This window comes from Stenotrophomonas sp. STEN023 (assembly GCF_056760135.1).
On record NZ_JBRREF010000053.1, the window covers coordinates 20,339 to 33,241 of the forward strand.

The 12,903-nt window shown below is 56.1% G+C and carries 14 protein-coding genes; 6 read left to right on the top strand and 8 right to left on the bottom strand.

Annotated elements, in window-relative coordinates; all coding sequences use genetic code 11:
* Positions 1–186: 186 nt before the first annotated feature.
* The 3 genes from ACVOLV_RS14795 to ACVOLV_RS14805 all read left to right on the top strand — a co-directional run bounded on the left by ACVOLV_RS14795 (position 187) and on the right by ACVOLV_RS14805 (position 3,578).
* A complete protein-coding gene (locus ACVOLV_RS14795) occupies positions 187–1,284 on the top strand; it encodes a hypothetical protein (RefSeq protein ID WP_481555052.1) in 1,098 nt (365 codons plus the stop codon).
* Between the two features lie 540 nt (positions 1,285–1,824).
* Positions 1,825–2,121: a hypothetical protein gene (locus ACVOLV_RS14800; protein ID WP_481529057.1), complete on the top strand. Its 297-nt coding sequence runs from the start codon at positions 1,825–1,827 to the stop codon at positions 2,119–2,121.
* Positions 2,118–3,578 (top strand): YfjI family protein, encoded by a 1,461-nt coding sequence (locus ACVOLV_RS14805; RefSeq protein WP_481555053.1) that lies wholly within the window; start codon positions 2,118–2,120, stop codon positions 3,576–3,578. The genes ACVOLV_RS14800 and ACVOLV_RS14805 overlap by 4 nt, the downstream gene beginning before the upstream one ends.
* A 205-nt stretch (positions 3,579–3,783) precedes the next feature.
* Here the strand turns inward: ACVOLV_RS14805 and ACVOLV_RS14810 are convergent, their stop codons facing one another.
* The 5 genes from ACVOLV_RS14810 to ACVOLV_RS14830 form a co-directional block, all read right to left on the bottom strand.
* On the bottom strand, positions 3,784–4,509 hold the full coding sequence (locus ACVOLV_RS14810; RefSeq protein WP_481529055.1) for a MobA/MobL family protein: 726 nt from the start codon (positions 4,507–4,509) through the stop codon (positions 3,784–3,786).
* Between the two features lie 249 nt (positions 4,510–4,758).
* On the bottom strand, positions 4,759–5,382 hold the full coding sequence (locus ACVOLV_RS14815) for a hypothetical protein (protein ID WP_481555054.1): 624 nt from the start codon (positions 5,380–5,382) through the stop codon (positions 4,759–4,761).
* Positions 5,383–5,537: 155 nt separating this feature from the next.
* Entirely contained in the window at positions 5,538–5,792 is a 255-nt protein-coding gene (locus tag ACVOLV_RS14820; RefSeq protein ID WP_481548110.1) for a hypothetical protein, read from the bottom strand.
* Positions 5,793–5,794: 2 nt separating this feature from the next.
* The gene (locus ACVOLV_RS14825) at positions 5,795–6,010 is read right to left on the bottom strand and encodes a hypothetical protein (protein ID WP_481529627.1); all 216 of its coding nucleotides are present in this window, start codon (positions 6,008–6,010) and stop codon (positions 5,795–5,797) included.
* A 21-nt stretch (positions 6,011–6,031) separates the two neighbouring features.
* Positions 6,032–6,718 (bottom strand): J domain-containing protein, encoded by a 687-nt coding sequence (locus ACVOLV_RS14830; RefSeq protein ID WP_481555055.1) that lies wholly within the window; start codon positions 6,716–6,718, stop codon positions 6,032–6,034.
* Positions 6,719–6,922: 204 nt separating this feature from the next.
* Here ACVOLV_RS14830 and ACVOLV_RS14835 point away from each other — a divergent pair, with 204 nt between their 5' ends.
* Positions 6,923–7,120, top strand: coding sequence for a helix-turn-helix domain-containing protein (locus ACVOLV_RS14835; RefSeq protein WP_481529050.1), 198 nt, complete (start codon positions 6,923–6,925; stop codon positions 7,118–7,120).
* 282 nt (positions 7,121–7,402) lie between these two features.
* Here ACVOLV_RS14835 and ACVOLV_RS14840 read toward each other — a convergent pair whose 3' ends face one another.
* The 3 genes from ACVOLV_RS14840 to ACVOLV_RS14850 form a co-directional block, all read right to left on the bottom strand.
* The gene (locus ACVOLV_RS14840; RefSeq protein WP_481555056.1) at positions 7,403–7,897 is read right to left on the bottom strand and encodes a JAB domain-containing protein; all 495 of its coding nucleotides are present in this window, start codon (positions 7,895–7,897) and stop codon (positions 7,403–7,405) included.
* Entirely contained in the window at positions 7,894–8,850 is a 957-nt protein-coding gene (locus ACVOLV_RS14845) for a DUF932 domain-containing protein (RefSeq protein WP_481555057.1), read from the bottom strand. The genes ACVOLV_RS14840 and ACVOLV_RS14845 overlap by 4 nt, the downstream gene beginning before the upstream one ends.
* A 442-nt stretch (positions 8,851–9,292) precedes the next feature.
* Entirely contained in the window at positions 9,293–9,649 is a 357-nt protein-coding gene (locus tag ACVOLV_RS14850) for a helix-turn-helix domain-containing protein (RefSeq protein WP_481555058.1), read from the bottom strand.
* Positions 9,650–10,144: 495 nt separating this feature from the next.
* On the opposite strand from ACVOLV_RS14850, the gene ACVOLV_RS14855 reads away from it, so the two are divergent.
* Complete coding sequence (locus ACVOLV_RS14855; protein ID WP_481555059.1) at positions 10,145–10,642, top strand: GIY-YIG nuclease family protein; 498 nt, start codon at positions 10,145–10,147, stop codon at positions 10,640–10,642.
* Between the two features lie 440 nt (positions 10,643–11,082).
* A protein-coding gene (locus ACVOLV_RS14860; protein ID WP_481555060.1) for an IS3 family transposase occupies positions 11,083–12,239 on the top strand; the annotation gives its coding sequence in 2 pieces (ribosomal slippage) (positions 11,083–11,323 and positions 11,323–12,239; 1,158 coding nt in all).
* Positions 12,240–12,903 lie beyond the last annotated feature (664 nt).

The following is a 12,903-nucleotide window of genomic DNA, read 5'->3' on the forward strand; positions in this document are numbered from 1 at the left end:
AAAGGCGCAGATCACTCCTTACATCAGGGTTCAGCTCAAAAGTAGACATTTGGCCATTCAACTGACCTGCAGCCGGCCGACGATACTATCCATGTGGCGCAGACAAGAAGGCTGTCGCTTCTGGCCGGAGTATGAGTAGCAGCGATTGAAGACAAGCCATAAGCCAGCGCTTTCAGTTCCGTCGCCATGAAGGCTTACGACGCCACGAACCGCCCCCCCGACTCCATGCAGCTGTTAGCTGCGGGATTTCAGGTCGTAATCCGCTGGAAACACCATGCTCACTTGTTCAGAATGCAAGGGATTAGAACCACAGAAGGAGCTGTTAAGTTGAGTCCCGCCAAAGTGCCCGCAACGCTTCCATCCTCACAACTGCGCTCATCAAAGCGTCCTCTGGTTACAACCGTTATTGCGCCGCGCGTGCGTCCGAGCAGCAGGTACAACAGCAGCCAAGACCTGCCCGATCTCAACTGCATGTTCGACCGATTGCTCAACCAGATTCATAGCAAGCACAACAATCGGCAGAATGATCCACGCCCCTTCGAAGTCTTGTGGAAGAAGACATGCGCAGAGCTGGGGAAACGAAAGAACGCCACTGCGTATGCTCAGTGGAAGCAGCAATCAATCATCAAGAATGCAAACGACTACGAAACACTTAGCAATGAACTCGCCCAGACGTGGGCGGACACTACGGTCACACAGGACGAAGATGGTCATCAGACATGCATCTTCTCGTTTCCTGAACGTTTCGAAGAACTGAAGCGTCAACACGAAGAACTGAAGCCACGCGCGAAGATCAAGATTGACGACATTTTGGAAGTCGCAATCGCATATTGGATCGAGGCACGGAACGCGTTCAATGAGCAAGACTCTTCCCGAGCTCTCCACGCGCTGCTGGAATGCAATTTCTACCTAGGAATGACCTACTCCCCAAAGACAGAGTCAGAGTCAAAGAGAGAAATCGCATCCAAAGCGCCTATGACGGCCCAGAAGGGCGTTGTCGGAATAGCGATTAAGGTGATGAAAAATTTCACTTTCCCTGAGAATGAGAAGAACGTTGGCCGTCTCCCACAGTTGATAGTTCAGCAGATGAGGAGCTACCCAGGGGGCACTGAAGCGCTGGAGGCATATGACGCCAATACTAAGAAGAGAACAAGGACGGAAACGCCCATAGATGAGCGCTTTGCCGAGGCGATCTTCAACTGGGTGAACTCAGGAAAGAAGCAGCCCGAACTCACGGCCGCCTATCAACAACTCGTTGATAGATTTGGGAAAAATGGAAAATGACAGAAAGCCAATCATGTCAATTCACAAATACTTATAAATGTAAAGACATTGGCTAGCTAAGCGATTCCAAGGTGAATTGGATTCCGTGATCCTTTGTTCAACGCAGCGCAATTGCGCGCTGCGAGAATCCAAAAGGATAACGACAATGATCCACCGATCTTCTTCAATCGCCCCCGCCTTTCCAGGCGCCAACCAATGTGCCGTCGGCGAAAGAGCCAGCACAAACGGCCTCTACCAAGGATCTGGTTCCTTTGCAGATGAGGCACTGGAACGTTTGGAGTCCATCCTCCGATCACTCCAATGCGGTCCAGCCCAGGACCAAGCAATCCGCCTCCCTGAGGTGCTGTCCATTGTGGGCATCAGCAAGAGCACTTGGTATGCCCGCCTTAATCCGCGGCTGCCGTCCCATGACCCCCGAGTCCCCAAGCCTTTCAAGCTGGGCACGTCCGGCCGCTCTCCTTCAGTGTGGTGGCGGTCGGAAGTGATGGCCTATGTCCACGCCTGCGCCAATGCGCACGCGGCGTACTAAGGAGGGCGGCCATGAATAACAGCACTCCCCCGTCCATTGGACACGACGACAGCTTGCAGGACCAGGCAAACCGCTGCGCCGATGCGCTGAAGGCGTTGCAGCCCAAGCAACAGCATCGGAACACCCAACTGTTCGCCATGCTGTACCCAACCATCTTGGAGCTGTTGGATAGGCAAGTGACCCAGAAGGCCATCTTGGAGGTCCTTCAGGCACAAGGCCTGAAGCTGCATCCCGCGCGCTTCAAGGAACTGATGGATCTCCAGGCGAAAGCCATGGGCAAAATCGCTACCAGCAAGGACAGCAAATGAACAAGCACATCCCCTCCTTCCCATTTCCGGCGAATCATTTCTACGAAACTGTCGAGCTGGCCTTCGACGAGGTAATGGATGCCGTTCAATCGCCGGATGCAATGATTGCCAGCTCGTTCCTGACTGCCATGTCCGTTGCCTGCCAGGCTGACATCGACATGATGTTGCCCATCGGCCATACGACCCCATGCGCACTCTTCCTGGCTACCATTGGGGACTCGGGTGAGCGCAAAACGTCAACCGACAACCTTGTTTTGAAGCCGATCTATGAGTACGAACTTGCACAGACTGAAGCCTACAAAGCTGCTTCGGAGAAGTACAAGGCCGAGCGTCGGTACTGGAACGCTACTCAGAAAGCACTAGATCGAATGATTGCCAAATCTGTTCTCGATGAGCCGCGTGAGTTGCGCGAACGCTACGATGCGTGCATGGCAGCGGAACCCTCCAAGCCCGCACTCAAGCGCATCGTGCTGAAGAACACTACGGAGCGCGCTTTGATCAATGCGATGCGAGGGCAGAGCAAGTCCATAGCACTTCTTTCAGATGAAGGCGAAACCTTCGTGAAAAGCGGTGCGGCCCGCGGTCTTGGCACGCTCAATAAGGTATGGGACGGCCCCGCTATCGCGACGCTTGATCTTGCGAAAGAGATCATCGAGGTCTACGCCCCTCGACTGACGCTCAGCTTCATGATCCAGGAAGGGCCTTTCAACGCATTTTTGGACAAGCCGAACAACATGGCACGAGCTTCCGGCTTCTTGGCCCGCTTCTTGCTGTGTCATCCCGAGTCAACGCAGGGTCACCGGGTGACCAAGAACCGGCGCGAAGACGGCAGCTCGCGCCACCCTGCGCTCGACGTTTTTCACGGCAGGATCACCGAGCTCCTCCACGAACGCGATACTCGCCATGCTACCGGTGATCGCAGCAAGAGGATTCTTCGCTTCTCCCCCGATGCAAGGGCAAGGTGGGTCGAGGCTCAGAACCTGATTGAGCTGCAGATCGGGAAGGGCGGCGCCTATGAGGAAATACGCGACTTTGCCTCCAAGTCCGTAGAGATTGCCAGCAGGGTGGCTGGCATCCTTCATCATTTCGAGGGGCTTGAGGGCGATGTAGTCGAGCGATCGACGCTGGAGCGTGCGCTTTCCATCGTCGAATTCTATTTCAGGGAGTTCAAGGAGAAGTTTGGTAGCCACAATCAACTTCCTGAAGACGAGAAGGACGCGTTGGCATTGAAGGATTACTTGTGCTCGCGCTATTGGGAACGCGACTACAATCACGCACCTCGCAACGATGTCCGGAAAAATGGGCCAATCCGCCACCAGGGTCGGTTTTGCTCTGCCTTGGACTTGCTGGAGGCAGACGGAGTGATTCGAGTGGAGCGGGAGAACTACCTCCAACGCTCAGGCAGGCACTTGATCATACTTAACCCGGTCGTCTTCGGTGCCAGGGGTCATCTTTAGGCCTTCCAAGGTTTTCACTATGGCCGCCCTTCGGGGCGGCCTTTCTTTTTGAAGCCAAGTAAAACGTCCGAGCGCGTTCAACGTCTTTTGGGGGCCGACAACAGTGCACGGAATGCTACTTTGCCCTAATTGGGGCAAAGTAGCATCGAGTGCGAGATGCTTTGGGGGAATGGTCCGAGTCTTTCGGACCGCACCGGCAAGAAGATCAACGAATGCCTTGGCCCTGAAATGCCCGCCTTCCATCGACGTACGCCAGCCTCTCCGTTACTGACATTGACCTGATCCGCGCGGGCCCCAAGTGACGCTCAGGGCGACGTGCGACACCCTGCTGCTCCAACGTCCTGTGGTCGAGCACTCCCTCAAAGCCGTGCCGTTCCAGATGGCCATTGAGCACAGCAGCCACATTGCACCGCAATGCAATCAACCTGTCACGCAACTGCACACGGGTCATTCCGCCGCCATCTTTCCTACACCCACCTGCATCAGGCCGTACACCGTTGTATCGCCGGAACATCTGAAGCTCATCCCGTTCGATAGCGTCTGGCAACCGATCCGACACCATCAGATGCATGTGCGTATTGACCCTGGCATCGAGTGAAGCCTGGGGCTCATGCACCGCGAACTGATATGGCTTGGATCCCGCCAGCAGTCTGACAAGGTCCTCCACCAAGTCGCGGAGACCCGATATACCGATTTCATTGGGAAGCGCGACGATCATTTCCCGATACGCGCTTCCGTTCTCCCGCTCGTGCGCATCAGCAGCTTTCCATAGCTTTACTGGATTGCCGTCTGCCCAGAAAGGTAAGTTCCCGCTACCGGTCAGCACCAGATCGTCTCGTCCTCGAAACTTACCCTGCCTGGCTATGTACAGGCTGTGCGGTGCCGCCCTGCCTTTGCCACCGGTCTTCACTTCGAAATGGAACGTGGCCATATGGAGCCTCTCTCTTGAAAAAAAGAAAAGGCCACCCACGCTAGTAGGTGACCTCTATGGAGCGGCTTAAACGCTGCCGCGCTAGGTTGCCAGAGAGAAACGGTAAGTGCGCAGCCCCTTCTTTACCGCCCCTTCTGTTGCACGCTAGGCATCTGAAGGAGGATTGATTGGCTTCTCACGTCTATCCAGCATCTCTCATACCTTATGCATGTTTGTGTAGAAATTCACAGCAAGCATCATGCTCTGCCATCAAAGCGCTTGAGCAGTGCCGTCATCCTCGGGATAGATCTCCAGCCACTTCCCATCTTTGAGCAGGTAGTCCACCTCGTACTCAGCCGTCGGGCAACACATGGCATCACCCTCGCCTTGCCCTAGCTTCTTCATCTTCACCATCCCATCGCCGTAGGATATGCCCTGCACCTCCTCTCCGTAGCCCGACACCGGTGTGGAATAGATGAACTTCAACTTCCCGCTCTCACTGAGGAATGCAGCCAGGTGCATGGAGTAGGCATTGCTTCCGCCTCCTCCCTCCAGTACGAAAAGCACGGCGCGATCCTCGACACCATCACCGTTCAGATCACCCTTCACGATCTTGCGCGCACCAATATTCTCTTCGTCGTGCCCGTTCATCGCTGCATGCGGAGCAAGCGCCTCATTGATTGCAACCTCATTCTCCGCCTCTGACGCTACGGGAGCGGTCGCAGAGACAGGTGTACAACTCACCGCCTGAACCTGCTCCACTGTCAGCCCTGCAGGAACCTTGCATCCCGCCAGGTTGATGTCGCCTTCTCGCGAAAGCGTCTCTGCCTTCGTGCAAGCCGAAAGTGCTACGGCTGAGAATACTGCAGCCACGAACAATCCTTTTATCTTCATTGATAATCCTTCGGAACCCCTGAGGGCATTGGTTGATTTAGCGTGGAATGCACTAGGGCATCTACACGCATCATTGAAACGACTCTGAAAGCTCCCTGGCTCAGCGGGCGCGTGTCGGAACTAGGGACCACCCTGCGCTGGGCCTGCAGTTAGGCTCACCGGCACTGGCCAGCAGCTACCTGTACTTGCTCGGCAAAGCCCATTGGTGGATAGCCACGCTCGTCTATGGCGACCAACCCCTCTTCGCCGTAATGCTCTTGTAGCTTGTCCATCGTGCAGGAGCACTGTGCTTTCGGGGCACCGCTGCTCATGCAGCTATCGATGAACTCGCCCCGGACTTTGTCCAGCTGGCTTTTGCAGCCACCGAGTGACACCAGAAGCATTGCTAGCAGAGAGATTCTGATCAGCATGCTTACCGCCTCCTTACGAGCGCCAGTACGGCGATGATCACGAGGACCCAGATCACGCCACTGATCAGCTTGCCGATCGACGGGAACATCACTGCTGGCCACACCAGGGCTTGGCCCAGGTTGTAAAAGAATCCCTTGTACGCGTAGCGCCCCCAGATATCGAAACAGACCGCAGCTATGAGTACGGTTACGCCGTACATGCCTATCAAGTACCTCATGTGTTTCCTCGTTGGTTGGAGTTAGCGGGTTTGTTTCAGATGCTCACTGACGGCCTCGAACAGCAGGCGCAGGTCGTCGGGGTTCGGAATGCTCAAGCTGATGAACGGCTCGCCATGGATCCGTACGTGGGCGCCGTGGGCAGTGATCTGGGTTAGGCAGCCCAGCAGCCGGATATCCACCGATTCGAACTTGGCCTTGCCCCGGATCTGGGCCTCGGTGATCAGCACGCCTTCCCTGGCACCACCGAATACCGTGTCGTCGATGAGCACGACTATGTCTTGGGCTCGCAGTCCTTCCCCGTAGCTGTCCAGAGCGCCCAGGAGCTTCTTCCTGGGGATATGGGGAGCCACGAACACGCGCTCGAAGGGCTCATTGCTGAACTCGAGCCCTTCCAGTGCTTCCCGAAGTGAGCGGAGCGGCGGAGGCTCTGAGGCCCTGGCTCGCTCCCTTCGGGGACCTGGGTCAGCGGGCCCGGCCGACGCTTGGGTACGGTCGAAGCGCTCGCGTTGGTCCGGGTCCTTGAGGACCGCGTAGGCCTTGTTGACGGCCTGCATCTTGGCGGTTGCCCATGCCACGGCAGCCTCGTCACCTGCGGCGTACCGATCAGGGTGGTACTGGCTTCGCCGACCCTTGTAGGCCAGTTCTATTTCCCAGATGGGTGCCTCGGGGCGGACCCCGAGGACTTCGTAGTGGTCTTCTTCGAACATCCCTTTTCCCTGCAGAGGCGATAACCGAGCGGTCTTTTGCCCGAACTCGATTGCTCGCTGCTCAATTCCGCTGCCCCAAGGGGTCTAGCTCCTTACTCGACCTTTGCCTTACCTCAATGCCCGCAATGCTAATCGTAGTATGTCGAATAGTAGTATTCAAATCGAGACCATCTGCCGATGGCTCGTGCATCCCACGAAACTCGATTGGTCACCGTTTTCGCCGGAAATGTCCGTCGATTGAGGAAAGAACGTGGACTCTCTCAAGAAGAGCTGGCCGAGGCTGCCGGTGTCCATCGGACATACGTAGGCATGATCGAACGCGGCGAAAAGAACGTGACGATCTACAACATCGAGCGAATCGCAATAGCTCTTGATGTCCCTCCGGGATCTCTTCTCGATTGAGCGTATGGATCTGAAGGGGTTGGAATGCAGACCCTCTCACCCCTAGAGGTCGGCCGCCTCCTCAATCTCTAGCGCCTCGACCAAGCAGGCTCCGGCTCTCATGCGAAGCCTGCTAGCGGCCTCCCTCACCTTCGCCCTCTGCCGCCAATTTCCAGCAGCAGCGCGCTCTATCTCCCGAGCCTGTCGGTCTAGATCAGCCGCTTTGGCACGAGCCGTTGCCGCTCTGGTCATTGACCAGGACGTCTCCGTTTCCTTCATGCTGTTCTCCTAGGTATCCGGGCCTTAGATCTGCCCGAGCTGAGCCATCGAGGTTCCTTGGCTTGCCGACACCACCAGGTGGTCGACGACCCTCACCTCCACCATCGCCAGTACTTCCTTCAATCGCCTGGTGATGGCTCGATCCGCATCTGACGGCTCGCAATGCCCGCTGGGGTGGTTGTGAGCCAGAAGGACCGCCGCCGCGTTCAAGGCCAAAGCACGTTGGACGACAATCCGCGGATGGATCTCAGCACCATCTATGGAACCTGAGAACAGCCGCTCTACGGCGATCAGGCGGTTACGGGCATCGAGGAACGCCACCTCGAAGTGCTCGCGGATCTCATGCCCTAGACGCAGGCGGAAGAACCTGCCGGCAACATCCGGATCTCCCAATAGGAGGCCACTAACCATTGCTCTGCTCTCAAGAATTTCCAATGCCTGAGAGAGGACGGAGCTGTCACGCTCGTTCAAACCGCTAGGTAGCGCTTCCACGCGTTGTTTCTGCAGCGAGACGTTCATGCGGCTTCCCCTAGCAGTTCCTTCCAGGCCTTCTGCTTTAGCAATGCGCCCTGGCCGAACCAGGCCGCATCCAAGCGATTCTCCGTACTCTGCGCCCGCCGATGATGGTCTACGAATTCGGTGATGCTGTTGAGGAGGCCGAAGGCGGTGCCCTTACTAGTCTTCAAGCTAGCCCCTCTCCCCTGCCCGTCATACAGCGCCCGCACCTTCGCTACAGCCTGCTCATTCACGACTGCCTTTCCATTCTGAGCAGCCGGATACGTGAGCAAATTCCGCAGCACCCCATCAACCGAATCAGGGTTCACCGGTGTCTCACAGAGGATCCGCATCCGTTCCACGAAGCCATGCCAGCCCTCAGCAGCAATACCCAACTGGCCTTTGACCCTGTCAGCATCGAAAGCACTGCGGTGCGGGACCTTGATGGCTCCGGTTCGATCCCCCACAGCGATCTGCAGGGTGTTGTTACACACCACGCGAACTGAGGTGAACTGGGCGGTGGTAGCCAGCGTTCCGTCACAGGCCGTAGCCAGAAGAAGGTAGCCATTGACCTGGTCCTGGCCCTTCAGGGCCACGCCTTGCCCAGTGCGAGCCAATGCCCAAAACTTCCGCCCGCCGCGCAGAACGCCTGCGGTCTCCAACTCGAAACCGCTGTAGCGCGTCAGGTCGCGGTAGAACTCCAGGATCTCCCGCGGCTGGACGACTTGATAGCGCTTGGACACCACGGCCAGCGGTCGCTTGGTGTCAGAACGATAAAGCACCTTTTGCCCGGGGAATGCCCGAACGGGATACTGATCTTCGGCCTCGGCGGCGAATCGCACTTCGGCCTCCTCCAAGGACCAATTCATGCCGGCGCGCTCGCGCCATACTTCAATAGATTGCCCTGGAGCCAACTGGCTTCCGATGCCATGCCATGGGACTTGGCCTGCATAGGCCATGGTTTCAACGTGATGCATCTCGGTCTCCTTTCATAGATGGCATAACGCACAAGGCCCGGACAATGCCGGGCCTTGTGGGTCTGTTAGGTTAGTAGACGACTTAGTCGTAAGAATCGCGCCCGGACTGGTCGGGACGCGTGAACGAACATCGGGCTACAGCAGAGAGAATCGCGGCTGCGACGATGAAGACGCAGTAAAGGAATTCAGACTTATCTTTCATGCTTGGCACTCAATGCGATAGCGCTAGCTTTTGGTCCAGCGCGAAGCAAGAGGATCCTGCTTCACTGAAGTACTAAAGGTCTGAAATACTTTTAAATCTTCGGTCGATCCTATCCCCGGGGCGTTCATCCCTCGGCTTGACGACCGCTGACCGCCGGCTACCGACTAGGAGAAGACGCTCAACGCCTCAATGAGGCCGCGCCGCAAAGCGGTGTCGGCTCGAATGAATTGTTAGACACGCTCAAGGCTTTTCATTTTTAAGCTCATCAATGTTAGGCGTCTCATCCCGGATTAGCTTGAGCAACTTCAAAAATGCTGACCCACCGGGTTTCGAAACGTCAAAGCCGCACTCAGCCAGAATGTTACGAAGCATGGGATCACCTGGCAGGAATGATCCATTTTCTATGCGACTCATGTCGGTTTGCGTAGTCCCGCATGCTGCAGCCACATCAGTTTGCTTGAGGCCATCCGGCTTGCCGGGACGCTTGTACGACCGAGTGGATTTTATAAGGATGCCAGCGGTAAGCTGGAGAGATTGCAGTTGTTGCTTTAGCAATTTTGCCGAAGCTTTTCTAGGGGTATTTGCATCACCTGCCATGCGACTCTCCTTCAATGGACCTAACCACCTAATAGACGGACCCGTGGGTCCGGATATACGAATTTCCCACAAAGCACAGCATGGTGAGCTGTCCGCTTGATACAGCTCGATCTTAGGACGACTGGGGCCAGCTAACAAGCCAGCGTTTACCCGGACCCAATACTAGGCTCGGCTGTCTCACCAATGCCAGCTATGGGCGGCGGATTCAACTGATCGATGCAACACACTAGGCCTGCCATAGGCAGCGGGAGTGTTGCAGATGAAGTACCAACAAACTGTCGCGTTATCGATTGAATACAAGGTCGAAATCGGACATCGTTAACAACCAGCTCACCATTGGGAGCTGGGCCTTTCGCTGGATGGTCTTCGAGGATGCCTTCTGCTTTGTCGCTACGGCCAGCCGTCCCCAATTGGAGCAACGAAATCCTGATCGAGCTAATGCTTCTTCATGCATAGCAAAATGGCAAAAACAAGCAATGGGAATCGGCGACGATCATGATCTACTTCTTTATTGAAGACACCGATGAGCTGGTCAAGATTGGCAGAGCCAAGGACATCGAACGGCGCCGCCGTGATCTACAGACTGGGAACCACCGCAGGCTGTTACTGCTCGGCTGGATCCGCACGGAGGATGACGCTCGCGTTGAAAGAGAAATTCACCAGCATTTCAAAGTCCTGAGGGGGCGTGGTGAGTGGTTCTACCTAGATCCTAGCGACGTATTGCCTGTCTTGGCCAGGTTTGGCATAGATGGCTTCGTGGGAACCAACGAGACTCCTTTTGAAGTCGTGGGTCACGACAGGGATGGCATACCCGAGTACATGGGCGTTTGGAAGTGGGGCGATCTTGAGTATGAGGAATGCTGCCCGTTCTGCGGCTCCTTCTGCGGACTACATTTTCAAGACGCATCCGGCATGTATCATTGCATCAACTGCGACGCGTTGACGTCGTTCGACTTTCTTTCCCATGAGGAAGAAGACGAAGGAGACAGGTGATTTCGATCGTTTCCTGAAGATGGCGCTCATTTCATGCTGGGCGAGGGAGTGTAGTTTGGGGGAGGAACACCCATCTCTCCCGTCCAGCCGCTAAGCTTCCTTCAGTCACCTTTGAGCAAGGTGCCCAGGCTTCTAGAACAATCTCTGCGTTGGGCTAGAGCAAAAGCTTCCGCGGCGCTTCTTCCTCAGTCCTTTACTCAAAGGAATTGACGCATCAGTCGGCACGGAAGCCAATCGCGGCAATGCTTGATCAACTCATACCTCGCGATGGTCTCTTGGCAAGGAACGTGACGCCTTCTAGAAGTGGCTTCGGCCCTTACTCACCAGCACCAACTCGCGTTTCAGCTGCGCAAGCTCTTCGGGCGTCCAACAAGACCGGGGTTCTACCCCGTTATCACGGACACTTACGAGAAGGCCGACCGAAGCCTTGAGGAGTGTTCATGTCGAAGCGAAGGAAGTTCAGTGCAGAGTTCAAACGTGGCGCAGTTGAACAGGCAAACCATCCCGGCGTCAGTTGCGCCCAAGTTGCACGGGAATTGGGTATTCGGGACACACTGTTGACCCGCTGGAGGCGTGAGGCCCAGAGCCAGGGCCCAGTGGCTTTTGCGGGTACAGGCACAGCCCGGGACGAGGAATTGGCCCAGCTCAAGCGCGAGCTGGCACGGGTGAAGAAGGAACGGGATTTTTTGCGAGAAGCGGCCACGTTCTTTGCCAAGGGATCATCCTGAGGTATCAGGTGATCGAACGTTGCCGCGATGCGTTTCCGGTTCGATTGATGTGTCGGTGCCTGCGGGTATCGGCCAGCGGTTACTACGACTGGAGCAAGCGCCTGGCCAGCCCCCGTCAGCTCGACAACGAGCGCTTGCTCGGGCGCATCCGTGAACTGCACGAAGACAGCCGGGGCGTGTTGGGTGCAGGCCGGATGCGGGAAGACTTGGTTGATGATGGTGAATCCGTCAGTCTCAATCGCGTGGCTCGATTGATGGCGGGCGATGGCTTGCAGGGCTGGCCGCGGCCCAAACGTCGCGGCCAGCGTAGTCGGCCTGCGCTGGCGCCCCTTGGCGTGCGTAACTGGTTGGAGCGGGACTTCACCGCGCTGGAACCAGAAACAAAGTGGGTCACCGACATCACCGAGATCAAGACGCAACAGGGCAAGTTGTATCTGTGTGTTGTCCTGGACCTGTTTGACCAGCGTGTCGTGGGCTGGTCGATGCATGACCGACAAGACCGGCAGATGGTGATTCGAGCGGTGCAGATGGCTGTCTGGCAGCGTCAGGGCCGCCATCTGGTAATCCTACATTCCGATCGTGGCAGTCAATTTCGAAGTGGCGATTATCAGCACTACCTGAAAGCCAATGCGCTGGTGTGCTCGATGAGCGCGGTCGGACATTGCGGCGACAACGCTGCATGCGAAGGCTTCTTCGGTATGCTCAAACGCGAGCGGATTTACCGAATGAGCTACCCAACAATCGATGCGGCAAAAGCCGATGTGTTTGAATACATCGAGCGGTTCCACAACCGCCGGATGCGACGGAGGACCGCCAAGCGCGATCTGAAGTTCTCAACCCTTTCACAACCGTCCGTGATTTCGGGGTAGAACCCCCGTTTACGGAAATGCAGTCTGGCTACCGTTGAGCCTGCTCATGCCGACGTGCGCAACACGAAAGAAGCAACAAACAGCACTGCGAATGAACATCGCTAGAGGCTGGAGCGAGAGGCAGAAGCGCTGTTGCCTGAAGTTGACAAGGGTTTCCTTACGGAATTCTTAAGCATCACTCACAATCTTGTATGCCTGCCTTAGCTTGAAGACCTCGCGTGGAACATCGCTGGGCTCAGCGATTCCAGGATCAGGAACGAATCTGGACGCCAGTATCTCGTCAACAATGAGCGGAGAAAATTTTTCACTTTCAACCTCAATTACCTCGCCCAGTTGGCAGCGCAGGTCAAGCTCAATCGCCAGTCCTGCGCACGCTTTGAACGGAGCCCGCGACATTGCAGAAAGAAATTGTGTTGCAAGATCATCCGGAGAGATGACACAACTACGTCAAGCATCGGGTTTTTGAAGTCAAAGCTAACCATGTGCGGTTCGCCGGCATGTTCAGTGTTAGCACTGGCGGCAAACATCTTCTCATCGATCCGTGCGTACATATTGGAGTTCCCAGGATTTCCTAGACAGAGCTAGCCTCTGTTGGGGGCGGCATTGGGAGACAGTCATGTCTGCAGGCAAGATCACCAGCAAGACCCGGCAAGCCTACAAATTC

Excerpts from the sequence above, each read along its gene's own strand:
- ACVOLV_RS14795 (WP_481555052.1), top strand. The coding sequence starts at position 187 with ATGAAGGCTTACGACGCCACGAACCGCCCCCCCGACTCCATGCAGCTG.
- ACVOLV_RS14800 (WP_481529057.1), top strand. The coding sequence starts at position 1,825 with ATGAATAACAGCACTCCCCCGTCCATTGGACACGACGACAGCTTGCAG.
- ACVOLV_RS14805 (WP_481555053.1), top strand. The coding sequence starts at position 2,118 with ATGAACAAGCACATCCCCTCCTTCCCATTTCCGGCGAATCATTTCTAC.
- ACVOLV_RS14810 (WP_481529055.1), bottom strand. The coding sequence starts at position 4,509 with ATGGCCACGTTCCATTTCGAAGTGAAGACCGGTGGCAAAGGCAGGGCG.
- ACVOLV_RS14815 (WP_481555054.1), bottom strand. The coding sequence starts at position 5,382 with ATGAAGATAAAAGGATTGTTCGTGGCTGCAGTATTCTCAGCCGTAGCA.
- ACVOLV_RS14820 (WP_481548110.1), bottom strand. The coding sequence starts at position 5,792 with ATGCTGATCAGAATCTCTCTGCTAGCAATGCTTCTGGTGTCACTCGGT.
- ACVOLV_RS14825 (WP_481529627.1), bottom strand. The coding sequence starts at position 6,010 with ATGAGGTACTTGATAGGCATGTACGGCGTAACCGTACTCATAGCTGCG.
- ACVOLV_RS14830 (WP_481555055.1), bottom strand. The coding sequence starts at position 6,718 with ATGTTCGAAGAAGACCACTACGAAGTCCTCGGGGTCCGCCCCGAGGCA.
- ACVOLV_RS14840 (WP_481555056.1), bottom strand. The coding sequence starts at position 7,897 with ATGAACGTCTCGCTGCAGAAACAACGCGTGGAAGCGCTACCTAGCGGT.
- ACVOLV_RS14845 (WP_481555057.1), bottom strand. The coding sequence starts at position 8,850 with ATGCATCACGTTGAAACCATGGCCTATGCAGGCCAAGTCCCATGGCAT.
- ACVOLV_RS14850 (WP_481555058.1), bottom strand. The coding sequence starts at position 9,649 with ATGGCAGGTGATGCAAATACCCCTAGAAAAGCTTCGGCAAAATTGCTA.
- ACVOLV_RS14855 (WP_481555059.1), top strand. The coding sequence starts at position 10,145 with ATGATCTACTTCTTTATTGAAGACACCGATGAGCTGGTCAAGATTGGC.